This window comes from Pseudomonas sp. EA_105y_Pfl2_R69, from assembly GCF_963970915.1.
Lineage (GTDB): Bacteria > Pseudomonadota > Gammaproteobacteria > Pseudomonadales > Pseudomonadaceae > Aquipseudomonas.
Genome location: NZ_CAXAOO010000008.1, coordinates 67669 through 84458 on the forward strand (window position 1 = coordinate 67669; position 16790 = coordinate 84458).

The following is a 16790-nucleotide window of genomic DNA, read 5'->3' on the forward strand; positions in this document are numbered from 1 at the left end:
GTCTCGATGCGCGAAGCCCGTGAACTCAGCTTTACCACCCATGACGGCGTAGAGCTGTTCTACCGCCATTGGCCGGCCAGCAACGCCGAAGGTGCCGCGCCGAAGCGCGCGGTGGTGATGTTCCACCGCGGCCACGAACACGGCGGGCGCATGGCCCATCTGGTCGATGAGCTGGAGATGGCCGATTTCGACTTCTTCGCCTGGGACGCCCGCGGTCATGGCCTGTCGCCAGGCGAGCGCGGCGACAGCCCGAGCTTCGCCACCAGCGTGCGCGATGTGCAGACCTTTATCGACCATATCGCCAGCCACCACGACCTGGCGGTGGCGGATATCGCGGTGCTGGCGCAGAGCGTCGGCGCGGTGGTGGTTGCCACCTGGGCCCATGACTACGCGCCGAAGATCCGTGCCCTGGTGCTCGCCTCGCCGGCGTTCAAGGTCAAGCTCTACGTACCCTTTGCCCGACCCGGTTTGCGACTGATGCGGGCGCTGCGCGGCAACTTCTTCGTCAACAGTTATGTGAAGGCCAAGTACCTTAGCCATGACCCGACGCGGATTGCCTCTTTCGATAGCGACCCGCTGATCGCCCGGCCGATCTCGGTGAATATGCTGCTGGGCCTGTATGACGCCGCCGAGCGGGTGGTGGCCGATGCCCAGGCGATCCAGGTCCCCACCCAGTTGCTGATCTCCGGTGCCGACTTCGTGGTCCATCGCAAACCCCAGCAGCAGTTCTTCGAACGCCTCGGCAGCCTGCGCAAGGAAATGCATATCTTCCCGGGCTTCTTCCACGACACCCTCGGCGAGCGCGACCGCAGCCATGCCATGAGCCGCGCCCGGCGTTTTCTCCTGCGCTGTTTCGAGGAGCCGGTGGCACGTCCTTGCTTGCTCGATGCCGATCGCCTCGGCGCGACCTGCGCCGAGGCGGAAAGCCTGGCCGCGCCGCTGCCGCCTAATTCCCTCGGCGACCTCTACTGGCGCGCCACCCGTGCCGGCATGAAGTTCGGCAGCAACCTGTCCGATGGGGTCAAGCTGGGCTTCGACACCGGCTTCGATTCCGGCAGCACTCTGGATTACGTCTACCGCAACCAGCCCAGCGGCAAGTCGCCTATCGGCAAGCTGATCGATCAGAACTACCTCAACTCCATCGGCTGGCGCGGCATTCGCCAGCGCAAACTGCATGCCGAAGAGTTGCTGCGCCTGGCCATGGCCAAGCTGCGCGAGCAGGGCCGCGGCGTGCGTATCGTCGATATCGCCGCCGGCCACGGCCGCTATATTCTCGAGGCCCTGGAAGGCATGGAGCAAAAACCGGACTCGATCCTGTTGCGCGACTACAGCGATATCAACGTGCGCGACGGCGGCGCATTGATCGAACACAAGGGCCTGACGGAGATCGCCCGCTTCGTCAAAGGCGATGCCTTCGACCGTGCTGATCTTGCCGCGCTCGAGCCCAAGCCGACTCTGGCGGTGGTCTCAGGTTTATATGAGCTGTTCGGCAGCAACCAGATGGTTGGCGACTCCCTGGCCGGGCTGGCGGCGGCGGTGGAAGAGGGCGGCTATCTGGTGTACACCGGGCAACCCTGGCACCCGCAACTGGAACTCATTGCCCGCGCCCTGACCAGCCATCGCGGCGGTGAAGCCTGGGTCATGCGTCGGCGCAGCCAGGCGGAGATGGATCAACTGGTCGAGGCCGCGGGCTTTCGCAAGCTGACCCAGCGCATCGACGAGTGGGGCATCTTCAGCGTCTCCCTGGCCCAGCGGGTGTCCTGATGGCTGAGGTTAACCTTAACCGCGAGGCCGGACTCTGGAAGCGCGGCGTGCTCTGGCTGCTGCTGTTGGCACCGCTGTTCTTCGCCAGCTACGGTTTCGCCAACTGGCTGAGCGGGCAACGCGACGACGTCGGCACCCTGGTGTTTGCCTGGGAAAACCTGATCCCGCTATGGCCATGGACTATTGTGCCGTACTGGTCAATTGACCTGCTTTATGGATTGTCTTTTCTGCTGCCGGCCACGCGCCGGGAAATGGATCGCCACGGCCTGCGCCTGCTGAGCGTGCAAGTGCTGTGCATCGCCGCCTTCCTGCTCTGGCCGCTGCGCTTCACCTTCGAGCGGCCGGAACTGAATGGCCTGTTCGGCGGCATGTTCGATGTGCTGATGGGCTTCGACAAGCCCTTCAACCAGGCACCCTCCCTGCATATCGCCCTGCTGGTGGTGATCTGGATGATGTTCGCCCGGCATACCCATGGCCTGTGGCTGCGCGGCCTGCTGCATGGCTGGATGGCCCTGATCGGCGTATCGGTGCTGAGCACCTGGCAACACCACTTTATCGATGTGCCCACCGGGGTACTGGCCGGCTGGTTGTGCGTCTGGCTATGGCCGCTGCAGGGCCGTAGCCCGCTACTGGCCTGGCAGCTGACCCGCGACCCGCAGCGCCTGCGCCTGGCTTTGCGTTACAGCCTGGGTGCGGCGCTGCTTAGTGCCCTGGCAGTAAACCTTAGTGGTGCCTGGTTATGGCTGCTCTGGCCGGCTTTCTCCCTGCTGCTGGTCGCGCTCAACTACCTGCTGTTCGGCGCGGCGGGCTTTCAGAAGGCGGCCGATGGTCGACTGAGCAGCGCCGTGAGCTGGTTGCTCGCGCCCTACCTGGCCGCCGCCTGGCTCAACTCGCGCCTATGGACCCGCGCCCAGCCGCACGCCGATGAAGTCGAACCGGGTATTTGGCTGGGGCGTATTCCCGCGCCTGGGCAGGCCGAGCAGTTCCAGGCCCAGCTCGATCTGTGCGCCGAGCTGCCGGCCAGCGCCCAAGCCAAAGCCTATCACGCGCTGCCGCTGCTCGACCTTTGCGTACCCAGCCCGGCCTCCTGCCTGGAAGCCGCGCAGGCCATCGAGGCGCTGCGCAGCCACGGCAGCCTGCTGGTCTATTGCGCCCTTGGCTATTCGCGTAGCGCCACGGCGGTAGCGGCCTGGTTGCTGCACAGCGGGCGCTGCAAGACGGTGCCCGAAGCCCTGGCACATCTGCGCCGGGCACGGCCTCAGGTGGTCTTGAGCGACGCCCACCAACAGGCGCTGCAGGACATGCTGGAACTCGGCTCCGGCATGCCAGACGGAGCCGCCGCCCATGGCTACTGAAATGCAGCTGTTCACCCTGGCCAGCCTGCTGCGCCGGGGCAGGGCGCTGGATCGGCTGTCCAGCGCCCTCAGCCTGGTCGCCCTGCTGATCGGCCTGGCACCACTGCTCGGTGCCACGGCACAGCCGCTGAGCGCGCTGTTCTGTACGCTGCTGCTGGCACTGGGGCTGGGGCAGAAATACTGGGCACTGCGGGTGGCCCTGGATGCCGAGCTGTTCCAACAGCTCGCCGGCCGGGTTGACCAGCTCGCCACGCACACCGCCGATCTCGACCAGACCCTCGCCCAGCTCAAGCTGCAGCCGGTGAATCAATCCGCGCGCGGCTGGAACGAACGCGGCCTGGGCGCTCTGCGCCTGCTACGTCAACAAGTGCTCTGGCTACTGGCGCAACTGCTGTTGGCCATATTGATCATGCTTGGCCTGCCCTGGCTTTCAATCACTGGATAAGGAGTTTCCATGCTCGCGTCCCTGACCGCCTTCGTCATCACTTCGGCTGCGCGCCTGCTCACCGGTGCCCGCGCGCTGTGGCTCGGCTGCACGCCCCAGCCGGTGCAACGGCTGTACTACGCCAACCACAGCAGCCACGGCGATTTCGTCCTACTCTGGGCGTCGCTACCCGATGAGCTGCGACGCCGCACCCGGCCGGTGGCCGGAGCCGATTACTGGCAGCGCGACGGCCTGCGTCGCTACCTGATCAACAAGGTATTCAACGGTGTACTGATCGACCGCGAGCGCGCCACACCTGAGCACAACCCACTGCAGCCGATGCTCGATGCCCTGGACCAGGACGACTCACTGATCCTCTTCCCCGAGGGCACGCGCAATCTGGAGGACGGCTTGCTGCCGTTCAAGAGCGGCCTGTACCACCTGACCCGCCTGCGCCCCGAGATCGAACTGGTGCCGGTGTGGATCGCCAACCTCAACCGGGTCATGCCCAAGGGCAGGGCGCTGCCGTTGCCGCTGCTGTGCACCCTGAGTTTCGGTACCCCGCTGGAGCATCTGCAAGATGAAGGCAAGCAGGCCTTCCTCGAACGCGCCCGTAACGCCCTGCTGGCCCTAGCGCCCGAGGAGGCCTGAGATGGAAAACAACACCCTGCAGCTGTTCGCCGGCATCGGCGCGCTGTTACTGCTCGCCTCGGCCATCGGCTATTTCCTCAAGTGGCGCAGTGGCGACAGACCCAACCCGGTGATCGACAACCTCAATGCGCGGATCAACGCCTGGTGGGTCATGGTGCTGGTGATCGGCATCGCCTTCCTGTTCGGCAACCTGGGCGTGATCCTGCTGTTCTACTTCGTCTCGTTCTACGCCCTGCGCGAGTTTATGACCCTGACGCCCACCAGGCGCAGCGACTACCCGGCACTGGTCGCGGCCTTCTACTTCGCCCTGCCCATGCAGTACCTGCTGATCGCCCTCGACTGGTACGGCCTGTTCGCCATCTTTATCCCGGTCTACCTGTTTCTGCTGCTGCCGATCCTGGCGTCCCTTGGCGGCGACACCACGCGCTTTCTCGAACGCGCGTCGAAGGTGCAGTGGGGCCTGATGATCGCGGTGTACTGCATCTCCTCGGTACCCGCGCTGCTGACCCTGGATATCCCCGGCTATGAAGGGCGCAACCTGCTGTTGATCGCCTGGCTGATCATCGTGGTGCAGCTGTCCGATGTGCTGCAGTACGTCTGCGGCAAGCTGTTCGGCAAACACAAGATCGCGCCAAGCCTGTCGCCGTCGAAAACCGTCGAAGGCTTTATCGGCGGTGTCAGCCTGTCCTGCCTGATAGGCGCGCTGCTGTGCTGGATCACTCCGTTCAATTTCTGGCAGGCCGTCCTGATGGCCCTGACCGTCAACCTGCTGGGCTTCGCCGGCGGCCTGGTGATGTCGGCGATCAAACGCGACCGCGGCGTGAAGGACTGGGGCCATATGATCGAAGGCCACGGCGGCATGCTCGACCGTCTGGACTCGGTGTGTTTCGCCGCACCGATCTTCTTCCACTTCGTCAGGTACTGGTGGGTGCCGGTGGCTTAAGCCTGAAAACCGTCCGCTGGTAGGGCGGTGCGGGATGGCTCTATCGACCTGGGCATAGATAGCCGTGAAGTGCCTGGCGAGCGCAATGGAACCGTCTAGGCAAATTGTGGATAAGCTGTGTGTCAAATACCTGGATCGGCCTAGCTGTTCAGCCAATTTTATGATTAATAAGGTATTTTTCTTAAGCAGCAGCTGACGCCATTCAGTGCATAAGTTTCCAGCCGCAGAGAAAAGCCGGTCCTTTTCGAGGACCGGCTTTCTGCTTTCCGTACGCCGCACCCACCGTGCTTTTCAATTGAAACGCCTCGACGCTTGCCGATGTTCCATGTGGAACATCGGTTATTTTTGGCAGGGCCTTGGCCACGACTTGAGGCTTGTGCGAGTTGTCCGCCGGCGCTAAACGCAGGAGTCCACAAGAGAGACATGGCATGGCCAAAAGAAAAAACCCCGGTAGATCTTTCGATCAACCGGGGTTTTGTCAGCAGGGCAATGGGCGCTTAAACGCCAGCGCCAACAACCTTAGAAGTCCAGGTTGGACACCGCCAGGGCGTTGGTCTCGATAAAGTCCCTACGCGGTTCTACGGCATCGCCCATCAGGGTGTTGAAGATCTGATCGGCGGCGATCGCGTCTTCGATACGCACCTTGAGCATGCGCCGTACTTCCGGATCCATGGTGGTTTCCCAGAGTTGATCCGGGTTCATCTCACCGAGGCCCTTATAGCGCTGGATGCTGTGACGCTTGGTGCTTTCCGCCATCAACCAGGCCAGTGCATCCTTGAAGGTCGTTACCGCTTTCTTGCGCTCGCCGCGCTGCACGTAAGCCCCTTCTTCCAGCAGGCTGTTGAGCTGATCGCCCAGACTGGTGACCGTCTTGTAGTCGTTACTGGCGAAGAAGTCGCGGTTGAAGATGATGTAGCTGGAAACCCCATGGGAAACCAGCTCGACCTGCGGCAACCAGAGGTGACGCTCCTGGTCTTCGTGCAGACTGGTTTTGTAGATCAGGCCGGACTTCTCCATGCCCTTGAGGCGACCATCGAGCAGGCCCAGCCATTGCTGCATGGCTTCTTTATCGGCCAGCTGCTCGACTTCGACGCGCGGAATGTAGACGAAGTGCTCGGTGAGTTCCAGCGGGTAGACACGGGACAAGCGGTTGAGGGTTTTCATTACCAGACGGTAATCGTTGACCAGGCGCTCCAGCGCTCCACCGGACAGGCCGGGGGCGCTCTCGTTGACGTGCAGGCTGGCGTCTTCCAGAGCCGACTGGGTCATGTATTCATCCATGGCCTCGTCGTCCTTGATGTACTGCTCCTGCTTGCCCTTCTTGACCTTGTACAGCGGCGGCTGGGCGATATAGATGTAGCCGCGCTCGACTAGCTCCGGCAGCTGACGGAAGAAGAAGGTCAGCAGCAGGGTACGAATGTGCGAACCGTCGACGTCGGCGTCGGTCATGATGATGATGTTGTGATAACGCAGCTTGTCGATGTTGTATTCATCGCGGCCGATGCCACAGCCCAGGGCGGTGATCAGGGTGCCGACTTCCTGGGAGGAAATCATCTTGTCGAAACGGGCTTTCTCGACGTTGAGGATCTTGCCCTTGAGCGGCAGGATGGCCTGGGTCTTGCGGTTACGGCCCTGTTTGGCAGAGCCGCCCGCGGAGTCCCCTTCCACGATATAGAGTTCGGAGAGGGCAGGGTCCTTTTCCTGGCAGTCGGCCAGTTTGCCCGGCAGCCCGGCGATATCCAGCGCACCTTTACGGCGGGTCATCTCGCGCGCCTTGCGTGCGGCCTCACGGGCACGGGCGGCGTCGATCATCTTGCCGACCACGGCCTTGGCTTCGCCCGGGTTTTCCAGCAGGAAGTCGGAGAAGTGCTTGCCCATTTCCTGTTCGACCGCGGTCTTCACTTCGCTGGAAACCAGCTTGTCCTTGGTCTGCGAGCTGAACTTGGGGTCCGGTACCTTGACCGAGATGATCGCGGTCAGACCTTCGCGGGCGTCATCGCCGGTGGTGGCGATCTTGTGTTTCTTGGCCAGGCCTTCCTGCTCGATATAGGCATTCAGGTTGCGCGTCAGCGCCGAGCGGAAGCCGGCCAGGTGAGTACCGCCATCACGCTGGGGAATGTTGTTGGTGAAACACAGCAGGTTCTCGTTGAAGCTGTCGTTCCACTGCAGCGCCACTTCCACACCAATGCCGTCTTCGCGCTGCATGGTGAAGTGGAACACCTGATTGACCGCGGTCTTGTTGACGTTCAGGTATTCGACGAATGCGCGCAGACCGCCTTCGTACTTGAACAGTTCTTCCTTACCGCTGCGCTCGTCTTTGAGCATGATGCCCACGCCGGAGTTGAGGAACGACAGTTCGCGCAGACGCTTGGCCAGAATGTCCCAGCTGAAATGGATATTGGCGAAGGTTTCCGCGGAAGGCTTGAAGTGGATCTGGGTACCGGTGGTTTCGGAATCGCCGACGATGCGCATGGGCTCTTGCGGCACACCATGTACGTAGGTCTGTTCCCAGATATGGCCGCTGCGGCGCACCGTGAGCAGCAGATGCTCGGACAGGGCGTTAACCACCGAGACACCCACGCCGTGCAGACCGCCGGAGACCTTGTAGGAGTTGTCGTCGAACTTACCGCCAGCGTGCAGAACGGTCATGATCACTTCGGCGGCGGAAACGCCTTCTTCCTTGTGGATATCCACCGGAATACCGCGGCCATTGTCGCTCACACTGATCGACTCATCCGGGTGGATGGTGATGGTGATATCGCTGCAATGCCCGGCCAGGGCCTCGTCAATCGAGTTGTCGACCACCTCGAACACCATGTGGTGCAGACCGCTGCCATCGTCGGTATCGCCGATGTACATGCCAGGCCGCTTGCGTACGGCATCCAGGCCCTTGAGGACCTTAATGTTATTGGAGTCGTACGTTTGGTTTTCGCTCATGCCTTCACTCCCGGTGGTCGTGGGTCTGGGTGATGCCACCATGTTCCACGTGGAACATGGCAACTGGCGTATCCGTGCGCCAGCCTTCCCTCAACAATTCATGGTCTACACAGGTGATAAACACCTGGCAGTGCAATTCTTCCAATAATCGGCACAGCGCGCGACGGTGCTGCTCATCCAGTTCTGACGGCAAGTCATCCACTAGATAGATGCACTGGCCGCGCTTGGCCTGATTCACTAAGTGGCCCTGCGCAATGCGCAAGGCACACACAACTAATTTCTGCTGCCCCCGCGAGAGAATCTCGGCGGCGTTATGCGCCCCCAGACGCAACCTCAGATCGGCCCGCTGGGGACCAGCCTGGGTATGGCCCAATTGCTGGTCGCGGGACAGGGTAGAGGCGAGCACGGTATTCAGCTCGCGTTCTTTATCCCAGCCGCGGTAGTAACTGAGGGTCAAACCTTGCAGCTCGACCAGCTCACCCAGGGTGCGCTCGAAAACCGGCTTCAGGGCCTGGATATAAGCCCGTCGATAACCGTCTATTTCGTCGCTGGCCAGGCATAACTCTCGGTCCCAGGCCGCCTGCGAAGCGGCGTCAAGTGTACCATGCCGCAGCCACGAGTTCCGCTGGCGCAGGGCCTTCTGCAGGCGCTGCCAGGCGGAGAGAAAGCGGGGTTCCACGTGGAACACTCCCCAGTCGAGGAACTGCCTGCGGATCTTCGGCGCGCCTTCGAGCAGGCGGAAGCTGTCCGGATTGATCAACTGCAGCGGCAGGGTTTCGGCAAGCTGGGCGGCACTGCGAGCATTCTGTCCGTCGATGCGGATCTGGAACTCTCCCTGACGATCGCGGGAAACGCCCAGATTGCTCTGCCGGCCATCGGCCAACTGCACCTGACCGAAGATGGCGCAGGCCGGCTGTTCATACTGGATAACCGGCAGCAGGCGGGTGCTGCGAAAGGAGCGAGCCAGACCTAGCAGATGAATGGCCTCGAGCAAACTGGTTTTGCCGCTGCCGTTGTCGCCGGAAAGGATATTGATACGCGGGGAGGGGGAGAGGGTCACCGGGTGCAGATTACGCACCGCGGTGACGGTAAAGCGGGTCAGGGACATTTAACTAACAGACCGTTGTAGAACGTAGCGAGCGAAGGTCAGGCAAGGCGGGATCAGTTGAGGAAGCGGAGTGTACGGGTAGTACATGAGCATGACTCGCTTCACTCGCACTTGGGTCGCGCTAAGCGCGTTGCCGCAGACGGCTTCCAAAAACTGACCCCAACGCGGCATGGCCGAGCGTAGTAGTTATTCAACGGTATGTCGGTTACAGACGCATCGGCATAACCACATAGGACGAATCGTCGTTGTCGGCTTCCTGCACCAGGGCACTGCTGTTGGCATCGGAGAGAATCAGGCGCACCTGTTCGGTGGTCATCACGCTCAGCACGTCGAGCAGGTAGCTGACGTTGAAGCCGATTTCCAGCGCGCTGCCGTTGTAGTCCACGGCGATCTCTTCTTCGGCTTCTTCCTGCTCCGGGTTGTTGGCCTGAATTTTCAGCAGACCGGACTCCAGTTGCAGACGGATGCCGCGGTATTTTTCGTTGGACAGGATCGCGGTACGGCTGAACGCCTCGCGCAGGCCCTGACGATCGGCTACCACCAGCTTGTCGCCACCCCGTGGCAGGACACGCTCGTAGTCGGGGAACTTGCCGTCGACCAGTTTCGAGGTAAAGGTGAACTCGCCGGTGGTAGCGCGAATATGGTGCTGACCGAGAACGATGCTGACACTGCCGTCCTGCTCGGTGAGCAGACGGGCCAGTTCGAGAATACCCTTGCGCGGCACGATGACCTGGTGACGCTCGACCTGCTCGATGGCGGCGTCCATGGAGCACATGGCCAGGCGGTGGCCGTCGGTGGCCACGGCGCGGAGGACACCGGTCTGCACTTCCAGCAGCATGCCGTTGAGGTAGTAGCGCACATCCTGCTGGGCCATGGCGAAGCTGGTGCGTTCGATCAGGCGACGCAGTTTGCTCTGCACCAGGCTGAAGGTCAGCGAACCCGGGCCTTCCTCGACGGTGGGGAAATCATTGGCGGGCAGGGTGGACAGGCTGAAGCGGCTACGCCCGGCCTTGACCAGCAGCTTCTGCTCGTCGATGCGGATATCGATCAAGGCGTCCGCCGGCAGGCTTTTGCAGATGTCCATCAGCTTGCGCGCCGGTACGGTGATCTCGCCGGGCTCGGCGGGTTCTTCCAGGGTGACGCGCCCGACCAGCTCGACTTCCAGGTCGGTACCGGTCAGCGACAGCTGCTGGCCTTCGACCACCAGCAGCACATTGGAAAGCACTGGCAGGGTCTGGCGACGTTCCACGACGCCAGCGACCAGTTGCAGAGGTTTCAACAAGGCTTCGCGTTGAATGGTGAAGTGCATGGTCTAGTCCCTTGCCTAGTGGAGTTGCGTATTAGGTTGTCAGCGTACGCAGCAAATTCTTGTAGTCCTCGCGGATGTCCGCGTCGGATTCCTTAAGTTCAGCAATCTTACGGCAAGCATGCAATACCGTGGTGTGATCGCGGCCGCCGAAGGCATCGCCAATTTCCGGCAGGCTGTGGTTGGTCAGCTCCTTGGACAGGGCCATGGCCACCTGCCGCGGGCGCGCCACCGAACGGGAACGGCGCTTGGAGAGCAGATCGGAAATCTTGATCTTGTAGTACTCGGCCACCGTACGCTGGATATTGTCGATGCTAACCAGCTTGTCCTGCAGGGCCAACAGGTCCTTGAGCGATTCGCGGATCAGCTCGATGGTAATGTCACGTCCCATAAAGTGCGAGTGGGCAATCACCCGCTTCAGGGCACCTTCCAGCTCACGCACGTTGGAGCGGATGCGCTGGGCGATAAAGAAGGCCGCGTCGTGAGGCAGATCGACCTTGGCCTGGTCGGCCTTCTTCATCAGGATCGCCACCCGGGTTTCCAGTTCCGGCGGCTCGACCGCCACCGTCAGCCCCCAGCCGAAACGCGACTTGAGACGCTCTTCCAGGCCTTCGATCTCTTTCGGGTAACGGTCGCTGGTGAGAATCACCTGTTGGCCGCCTTCGAGCAGGGCGTTGAAGGTGTGGAAGAACTCTTCCTGGGAACGCTCTTTCTTGGCGAAGAATTGAATGTCGTCGATCAGCAGCGCGTCCACCGAGCGGTAGAAACGCTTGAACTCGTTGATCGCGTTCAACTGCAGGGCCTTGACCATGTCGGCGACAAAACGCTCGGAATGCAGGTAGACCACCTTGGCATTCGGGTTCTTCGCCAACAGGTGATTACCCACCGCATGCATCAAGTGGGTTTTACCCAGGCCGACGCCGCCATAAAGGAACAGTGGGTTGTAACCGTGTTTGGGATTGTCCGCCACCTGCCAGGCCGCTGCGCGGGCCAGCTGGTTGGACTTGCCCTCGACGAAGTTGTCGAAGGTAAAGGTACGGTTGAGGTAACTGGTGTGCTTCAAGCCGCCTTCGACCTGGACCGTGCGCTCGGTACGCGCCGGGGCCTGCTGGCTGGCTGCACCGGCCATGGGGTCGAAACTCGAACGCGAGGGCTCGCCCTGGGCACTGGCCTGCGCCTGCATCGTTTGCACAGGGGCGGGCGCAGCGACCGGGGTCGGTGCCGGTGGCGCAACGCTGACTGCGGCACGGGGAGCGGAACTGCGCTTGCTGCCTATTAATAAGGAGAGGGCAGGCATCAGACCATTGGTGCGCTCGGACAATAGCTCGAGCAGACGGGTCAGGTACTTTTCATTGACCCAGTCGAGTACGAAACGGTTCGGCGCATAGACGCGAAGCTCGTCGCCTTCGGCTTCGACCTGCAGTGGACGGATCCAGGTGTTGAATTGCTGAGCAGGCAGCTCATCGCGCAGAAGCTCGACGCACTGCTGCCAAAGTTCCACAGACACTGATATCCCCTAAATCGAAAGGCGGCGAGGCAAAAACAGCCGTCATTGTAGCCGGCGAGGCCTGAGTTATCCACACGTAAACCGGGTGGCAGGCAAGGAAAATCAAGGTCTTATTGGCTTTTACCTACCGCTCGACAAGCGACTCAAGCTCTGTGGATAACCCCACCCAAACTCATGGGATAAACCAGGGTTAAACCCGGTGGAAAACCCGCCTGTGGGTAAAAGCGCATTCCATCCTCAGCTTGTGCCCATGCACCGCACAGCCGCCACACGGCTTTTCGACAGACTTACCCTGGGCTGAGCGCGGCTTATTCTGTGGCCTGCAGGCACTTATGCACAGATCAGCAAGGTGCTAATAGTTACTAACACTACAAAAGATCTTTAAATAATCTCTTCTTTATATTTCTTTATGCAGGAAAAGCCTGGTTGGAAATTGACCTGACCCTCCGCTTTCTCTAGAATTGCCGGTCTCTTAAAACGGGGGCCATTCCGGCCCGTAGTCGACCACCCAGGTACCGCATCATGAAACGTACTTTCCAACCCAGCACTATCAAACGCGCTCGCACCCACGGTTTCCGTGCTCGTATGGCCACCAAGAACGGCCGTGCTGTCCTGTCGCGTCGCCGCGCCAAGGGCCGTAAGCGTCTCGCCGTCTAAATTTCGGTCTTGTGGTGAGTCGAGACTTCAGTCGGGAAAAGCGCCTGCTAACTCCCCGGCAATTCAAGGCAGTCTTCGACTCCCCTAGCGGCAAAGCTCCGGGCAAAAATGTCCTGCTGCTGGCGCGCAACAACGATCTCGATCATCCCCGTCTGGGCCTGGTGATCGGGAAGAAGAGCGTCAAGCTCGCGGTTGAGCGCAATCGCCTGAAACGCCAGATACGTGAATCGTTCCGCCTCAACCAGGACAACCTGGTTGGCTGGGACATTGTCGTGGTGGCGCGTAAGGGACTCGGCGATCTGGAGAATGTTGAACTGGCCCGCCAGTTCGGCAAGCTCTGGAAACGCCTGGAACGCAGCAAACCCAGCCCGCAAGCACCTGCTCAAACCGGGGTAACCGACAGTACCCATGCGTAAACTGGCCTTGCTCCCCATCCAGTTCTACCGCTACGCCATCAGCCCCTTGATGGCCAGCCACTGTCGTTTTTACCCAAGCTGTTCCTGCTACGCGCTTGAGGCCATTGAACAACATGGCGTCACGCGTGGTGGCTGGCTGACCCTGCGTCGGCTTGGCCGCTGTCACCCGTGGAATCCCGGTGGCTACGACCCGGTTCCCCCCGCGAAAATCTCCCGTTCCTCTTCGATGGCCGAATAATCATGGATATTCAACGTTCGATCCTGATCGTCGCCCTGGCAATCGTGTCCTATATGATGGTTCTCCAGTGGAACCAGGACTACGGCCAAGCTGCCCTGCCGACTGAAACTGCCGCTGTCAGCAGCAGTGTTCCGGGCTTGCCGGATACCACCGGCACTGCTTCCACTGCTGTCAGCAGTGACGATATTCCGAGTGCAGCGACTGCAATCGAGCCAGGATCCATCAGCGTTGCCCCGACGGCCGTGAGTGATGAACTGATTCGGGTGAAAACCGATGTCCTGGAACTGGCCATCGATCCGCGCGGTGGCGATGTGGTGCAACTGCGCTTGCCGCAGTACCCACGCCGTCAGGACCGTCCGGATGTGCCTTTTCAGCTGTTCGACAACGGTGGCGAGCGTACCTATCTGGCCCAGAGTGGCCTGATTGGCGGCAATGCCCCGGATAAATCCAGCGGCCGTGCTTTGTGGAGCAGCGAGCAGAAGAGCTATGAGCTGGCCGAAGGTCAGGACCAGTTGCAGGTCGACCTCAAGCTCAGCGAAAACGGCGTCAACTACATCAAGCGCTTCAGCTTTATCCGCGGTTTGAATCCGCAGTGCTCGGAAAAAGAGCAGCAGCAGAAAAAACCGGGTTGCGTCGACCCGGCTGCCTACCAGCTGACCGTCAGCTACCTGATCGACAACCAGAGCGACCAGGCCTGGAGCGGCAACATGTTCGCCCAGCTCAAGCGTGATGGCAGCGACGATCCGTCCTCCACCACTGCAACCGGCACTGCGACCTACCTCGGCGGTGCGCTGTGGACAACCGAAGAGCCGTACAAAAAAGTGTCGATGAAAGATATCGACAAACAAGCCTTCAAAGAAACCGTTCAAGGAGGCTGGGTTGCCTGGCTACAGCATTACTTCGTCACTGCCTGGATTCCAAGTAAAGACAGCACCAACCAGGTACAGACCCGCAAAGACAGCCAAGGCAACTACATTGTCGGCTTTACCGGCCCGGCCATTCAGGTTGCTGCAGGCGCTCAGGGCGAAACCAGTGCCGTTCTATATGCCGGCCCGAAGCTACAAGGTCATCTGAAGACCCTGTCGCCCGGCCTCGAGCTGACCGTCGATTACGGCATCCTCTGGTTCCTGGCCCAGCCGATCTTCTGGCTGCTGGAAGTTATCCACAACCTGCTGGGTAACTGGGGCTGGTCGATCATCTTCCTGACTCTGATCATCAAGCTGATCTTCTTCCCACTGTCGGCCGCCAGCTACAAATCCATGGCGCGCATGCGGGCCGTTGCACCCAAGCTGGCTCAGTTGAAAGAGCAGCATGGCGACGACCGGCAGAAGATGTCCCAGGCAATGATGGAGCTGTACAAGAAAGAGAAGATCAACCCGCTCGGCGGCTGCCTGCCGATCCTGGTACAGATGCCGGTCTTCCTCGCGCTCTACTGGGTATTGCTGGAATCCGTGGAAATGCGCCAGGCCCCGTGGCTGCTGTGGATAACCGACCTGGCGATCAAGGATCCGTTCTTTATCCTGCCGATCATCATGGGCGCGACCATGTTTATCCAGCAGCAGCTCAACCCGACGCCACCGGACCCGATGCAGGCCAAGGTACTGAAGATGATGCCGATCATTTTCACCTTCTTCTTCCTCTGGTTCCCGGCCGGTCTGGTGCTGTACTGGGTGGTCAACAACATCCTGTCGATCGCCCAGCAGTGGTACATTACCCGCAAGATCGAAGCGGCGACGAAGGCTGCCGAAGCCTAAAGCCAGGTTGCTTCTACGCTTGAACAAAACGCCCCTCTTCAGGGGCGTTTTGCTATGCCCCGTTTGGAGAACCCCATGCAACTAGCCCGCGAAACCATAGCTGCCGTCGCCACCGCTCAAGGCCGTGGTGGGGTCGGTATCGTCCGTGTCTCCGGTCCCTTGGCGGGGCAACTGGCCCAGGCCATCTGCCAACGTCAGCTGCAACCGCGCTACGCCCACTACGGGCCGTTCTTCGCCGATGCCAAGCAGGTGCTGGATGAAGGACTGGCCCTGTATTTCCCCGGTCCCAACTCCTTTACCGGCGAGGACGTACTGGAGTTGCAGGGCCATGGTGGTCCGGTGGTGCTCGACCTGCTGCTGCGCCGCTGTGTCCAGCTCGGCGCACGCCTGGCGCGCCCGGGGGAGTTCAGCGAGCGCGCCTTCCTCAACGACAAGCTCGACCTGGCCCAGGCCGAGGCGATTGCCGACCTGATCGAGGCCAGCTCCGAGCAGGCCGCCCGCAATGCCCTGCGCTCGCTGCAGGGCGAGTTCTCGCGGCGCGTGCATGGCCTCACCGAACGCCTGATCAGCCTGCGCATCTATGTCGAGGCGGCCATCGACTTTCCCGAGGAGGAGATCGACTTTCTCGCCGATGGCCACGTGCTGAACCTGCTCGAGGGCGTGCGCACGGACCTTGACGGGGTACTGCGCGAGGCCGGCCAGGGTGCCCTGCTGCGCGACGGCATGACGGTGGTGATCGCCGGCCGGCCCAACGCTGGCAAGTCCAGCCTGCTCAATGCCTTGGCCGGGCGCGAAGCGGCCATCGTCACCGAGATCGCCGGCACCACCCGCGACGTGCTGCGTGAACATATCCATATCGATGGCATGCCCCTGCATGTGGTGGATACCGCCGGCCTACGCACGACCGAGGATCAGGTCGAACGCATCGGTGTCGAGCGTGCTCTCAAGGCCATTGGTGAGGCCGACCGCATCCTGCTGGTGGTCGATGCAACGGCTCCCGAAGCGGACGACCCCTTTGCCCTGTGGCCCGAATTTCTCGACCTGCGCCCGGACCCGGCCAAGGTCACCCTGATCCGCAACAAGTCCGACCTGTCGGGCGAAACCATTGGCCTGGAAGCCTGCAATGACGGTCATATCACCATCAGCCTTTCGGCAAAATCCACTGAAGGCCTGGACCTGCTGCGTGAACACCTCAAGGCCTGCATGGGCTACGAGCAGACCGCCGAGAGCAGCTTCAGCGCCCGCAGACGCCACCTGGAGGCGCTGCGCCAGGCCGCCACTCACCTTGAGCATGGCCACGCCCAGCTGACCCTGGCCGGGGCCGGCGAACTGCTGGCAGAAGACTTGCGCATGGCCCAGCAGGCCCTCGGCGAAATCACCGGGGCATTCAGCTCCGACGACCTGCTCGGAAGGATCTTTTCCAGCTTCTGTATCGGCAAATAACATCGTTTAGACAGGTAGGATGGGACGGGGCGCGCAGGTTAGCGGCGAGAGCATTGAACCTGTAATCACTGCCGATCCCACGCGCTGCGTAACCCATCATCTGCAGCATATTCTTGATGGGTTACGGCACATCGAACCTCCTGTCGTCTTCACTATTGCCTTTCTGCGCCTAACCCATCCTACGTAGCGTCCCGCTCTAAAACCTAATTTATGCCATCCAGGCAGGCCTTCGGCTGGGCGAAATATGGGTGTCCAAGCACTTATTTATCCACCTAAGCCCTGTGGAA

The 16790-nt window shown here is 61.2% G+C and carries 14 protein-coding genes; 10 read left to right on the forward strand and 4 right to left on the reverse strand.

What is annotated here, in order from left to right; genetic code table 11:
* Nucleotides 1-6: 6 nt before the first annotated feature.
* From AACY13_RS19565 to AACY13_RS19585, 5 genes are read left to right on the forward strand one after another with little or no spacing between them, the layout of a single operon-like run.
* Nucleotides 7-1764 (forward strand): bifunctional alpha/beta hydrolase/class I SAM-dependent methyltransferase, encoded by a 1758-nt coding sequence (locus AACY13_RS19565; protein WP_339463251.1) that lies wholly within the window; start codon nucleotides 7-9, stop codon nucleotides 1762-1764.
* Nucleotides 1764-3119: a phosphatase PAP2/dual specificity phosphatase family protein gene (locus AACY13_RS19570; RefSeq protein WP_339463252.1), complete on the forward strand. Its 1356-nt coding sequence runs from the start codon at nucleotides 1764-1766 to the stop codon at nucleotides 3117-3119. Before AACY13_RS19565 ends, AACY13_RS19570 begins: the two co-directional genes overlap by 1 nt.
* Complete coding sequence (locus tag AACY13_RS19575; protein WP_339463253.1) at nucleotides 3109-3564, forward strand: hypothetical protein; 456 nt, start codon at nucleotides 3109-3111, stop codon at nucleotides 3562-3564. Before AACY13_RS19570 ends, AACY13_RS19575 begins: the two co-directional genes overlap by 11 nt.
* 9 nt (nucleotides 3565-3573) lie before the next feature.
* Complete coding sequence (locus tag AACY13_RS19580; protein WP_339463254.1) at nucleotides 3574-4194, forward strand: lysophospholipid acyltransferase family protein; 621 nt, start codon at nucleotides 3574-3576, stop codon at nucleotides 4192-4194.
* Nucleotide 4195: 1 nt separating this feature from the next.
* Entirely contained in the window at nucleotides 4196-5137 is a 942-nt protein-coding gene (locus tag AACY13_RS19585) for a phosphatidate cytidylyltransferase (protein WP_339463255.1), read from the forward strand.
* 519 nt (nucleotides 5138-5656) lie between these two features.
* Here the strand turns inward: AACY13_RS19585 and gyrB are convergent.
* From gyrB to dnaA, 4 genes are all read right to left on the reverse strand, one after another.
* Nucleotides 5657-8074, reverse strand: coding sequence for a DNA topoisomerase (ATP-hydrolyzing) subunit B (gyrB, locus tag AACY13_RS19590; RefSeq protein ID WP_339463256.1), 2418 nt, complete (start codon nucleotides 8072-8074; stop codon nucleotides 5657-5659).
* Between the two features lie 4 nt (nucleotides 8075-8078).
* Nucleotides 8079-9182, reverse strand: a complete 1104-nt coding sequence (recF, locus tag AACY13_RS19595) for a DNA replication/repair protein RecF (protein WP_339463257.1) — start codon at nucleotides 9180-9182, stop codon at nucleotides 8079-8081.
* 205 nt (nucleotides 9183-9387) lie between these two features.
* Nucleotides 9388-10491, reverse strand: a complete 1104-nt coding sequence (gene dnaN, locus AACY13_RS19600; protein ID WP_339463258.1) for a DNA polymerase III subunit beta — start codon at nucleotides 10489-10491, stop codon at nucleotides 9388-9390.
* Between the two features lie 31 nt (nucleotides 10492-10522).
* On the reverse strand, nucleotides 10523-11995 hold the full coding sequence (dnaA, locus tag AACY13_RS19605; protein ID WP_339463259.1) for a chromosomal replication initiator protein DnaA: 1473 nt from the start codon (nucleotides 11993-11995) through the stop codon (nucleotides 10523-10525).
* 522 nt (nucleotides 11996-12517) lie between these two features.
* Here dnaA and rpmH point away from each other — a divergent pair.
* From rpmH to mnmE, 5 genes are all read left to right on the forward strand, one after another.
* Nucleotides 12518-12652, forward strand: coding sequence for a 50S ribosomal protein L34 (gene rpmH / locus AACY13_RS19610; protein ID WP_002551315.1), 135 nt, complete (start codon nucleotides 12518-12520; stop codon nucleotides 12650-12652).
* Between the two features lie 11 nt (nucleotides 12653-12663).
* Nucleotides 12664-13068 carry a ribonuclease P protein component gene (rnpA, locus tag AACY13_RS19615; RefSeq protein WP_445262595.1) on the forward strand — a complete coding sequence of 135 codons (405 nt, stop codon included), beginning with the start codon at nucleotides 12664-12666 and terminating at the stop codon, nucleotides 13066-13068.
* On the forward strand, nucleotides 13061-13306 hold the full coding sequence (gene yidD, locus AACY13_RS19620; protein WP_339463261.1) for a membrane protein insertion efficiency factor YidD: 246 nt from the start codon (nucleotides 13061-13063) through the stop codon (nucleotides 13304-13306). The genes rnpA and yidD overlap by 8 nt, the downstream gene beginning before the upstream one ends.
* A gap of 2 nt (nucleotides 13307-13308) precedes the next feature.
* Nucleotides 13309-15060, forward strand: a complete 1752-nt coding sequence (yidC, locus tag AACY13_RS19625; protein ID WP_339463262.1) for a membrane protein insertase YidC — start codon at nucleotides 13309-13311, stop codon at nucleotides 15058-15060.
* A gap of 75 nt (nucleotides 15061-15135) precedes the next feature.
* Complete coding sequence (mnmE, locus tag AACY13_RS19630; RefSeq protein ID WP_339463263.1) at nucleotides 15136-16503, forward strand: tRNA uridine-5-carboxymethylaminomethyl(34) synthesis GTPase MnmE; 1368 nt, start codon at nucleotides 15136-15138, stop codon at nucleotides 16501-16503.
* Nucleotides 16504-16790 lie beyond the last annotated feature (287 nt).

What these genes read in the sequence shown, in the direction of transcription:
- gyrB (WP_339463256.1), bottom strand. Translation starts at nt 8,074, where the DNA reads ATGAGCGAAAACCAAACGTACGACTCCAATAACATTAAGGTCCTCAAG.
- yidC (WP_339463262.1), top strand. Translation starts at nt 13,309, where the DNA reads ATGGATATTCAACGTTCGATCCTGATCGTCGCCCTGGCAATCGTGTCC.
- mnmE (WP_339463263.1), top strand. Translation starts at nt 15,136, where the DNA reads ATGCAACTAGCCCGCGAAACCATAGCTGCCGTCGCCACCGCTCAAGGC.
- AACY13_RS19570 (WP_339463252.1), top strand. Translation starts at nt 1,764, where the DNA reads ATGGCTGAGGTTAACCTTAACCGCGAGGCCGGACTCTGGAAGCGCGGC.
- AACY13_RS19580 (WP_339463254.1), top strand. Translation starts at nt 3,574, where the DNA reads ATGCTCGCGTCCCTGACCGCCTTCGTCATCACTTCGGCTGCGCGCCTG.
- AACY13_RS19585 (WP_339463255.1), top strand. Translation starts at nt 4,196, where the DNA reads ATGGAAAACAACACCCTGCAGCTGTTCGCCGGCATCGGCGCGCTGTTA.
- AACY13_RS19575 (WP_339463253.1), top strand. Translation starts at nt 3,109, where the DNA reads ATGGCTACTGAAATGCAGCTGTTCACCCTGGCCAGCCTGCTGCGCCGG.
- dnaN (WP_339463258.1), bottom strand. Translation starts at nt 10,491, where the DNA reads ATGCACTTCACCATTCAACGCGAAGCCTTGTTGAAACCTCTGCAACTG.
- recF (WP_339463257.1), bottom strand. Translation starts at nt 9,182, where the DNA reads ATGTCCCTGACCCGCTTTACCGTCACCGCGGTGCGTAATCTGCACCCG.
- rpmH (WP_002551315.1), top strand. Translation starts at nt 12,518, where the DNA reads ATGAAACGTACTTTCCAACCCAGCACTATCAAACGCGCTCGCACCCAC.
- yidD (WP_339463261.1), top strand. Translation starts at nt 13,061, where the DNA reads ATGCGTAAACTGGCCTTGCTCCCCATCCAGTTCTACCGCTACGCCATC.
- AACY13_RS19565 (WP_339463251.1), top strand. Translation starts at nt 7, where the DNA reads ATGCGCGAAGCCCGTGAACTCAGCTTTACCACCCATGACGGCGTAGAG.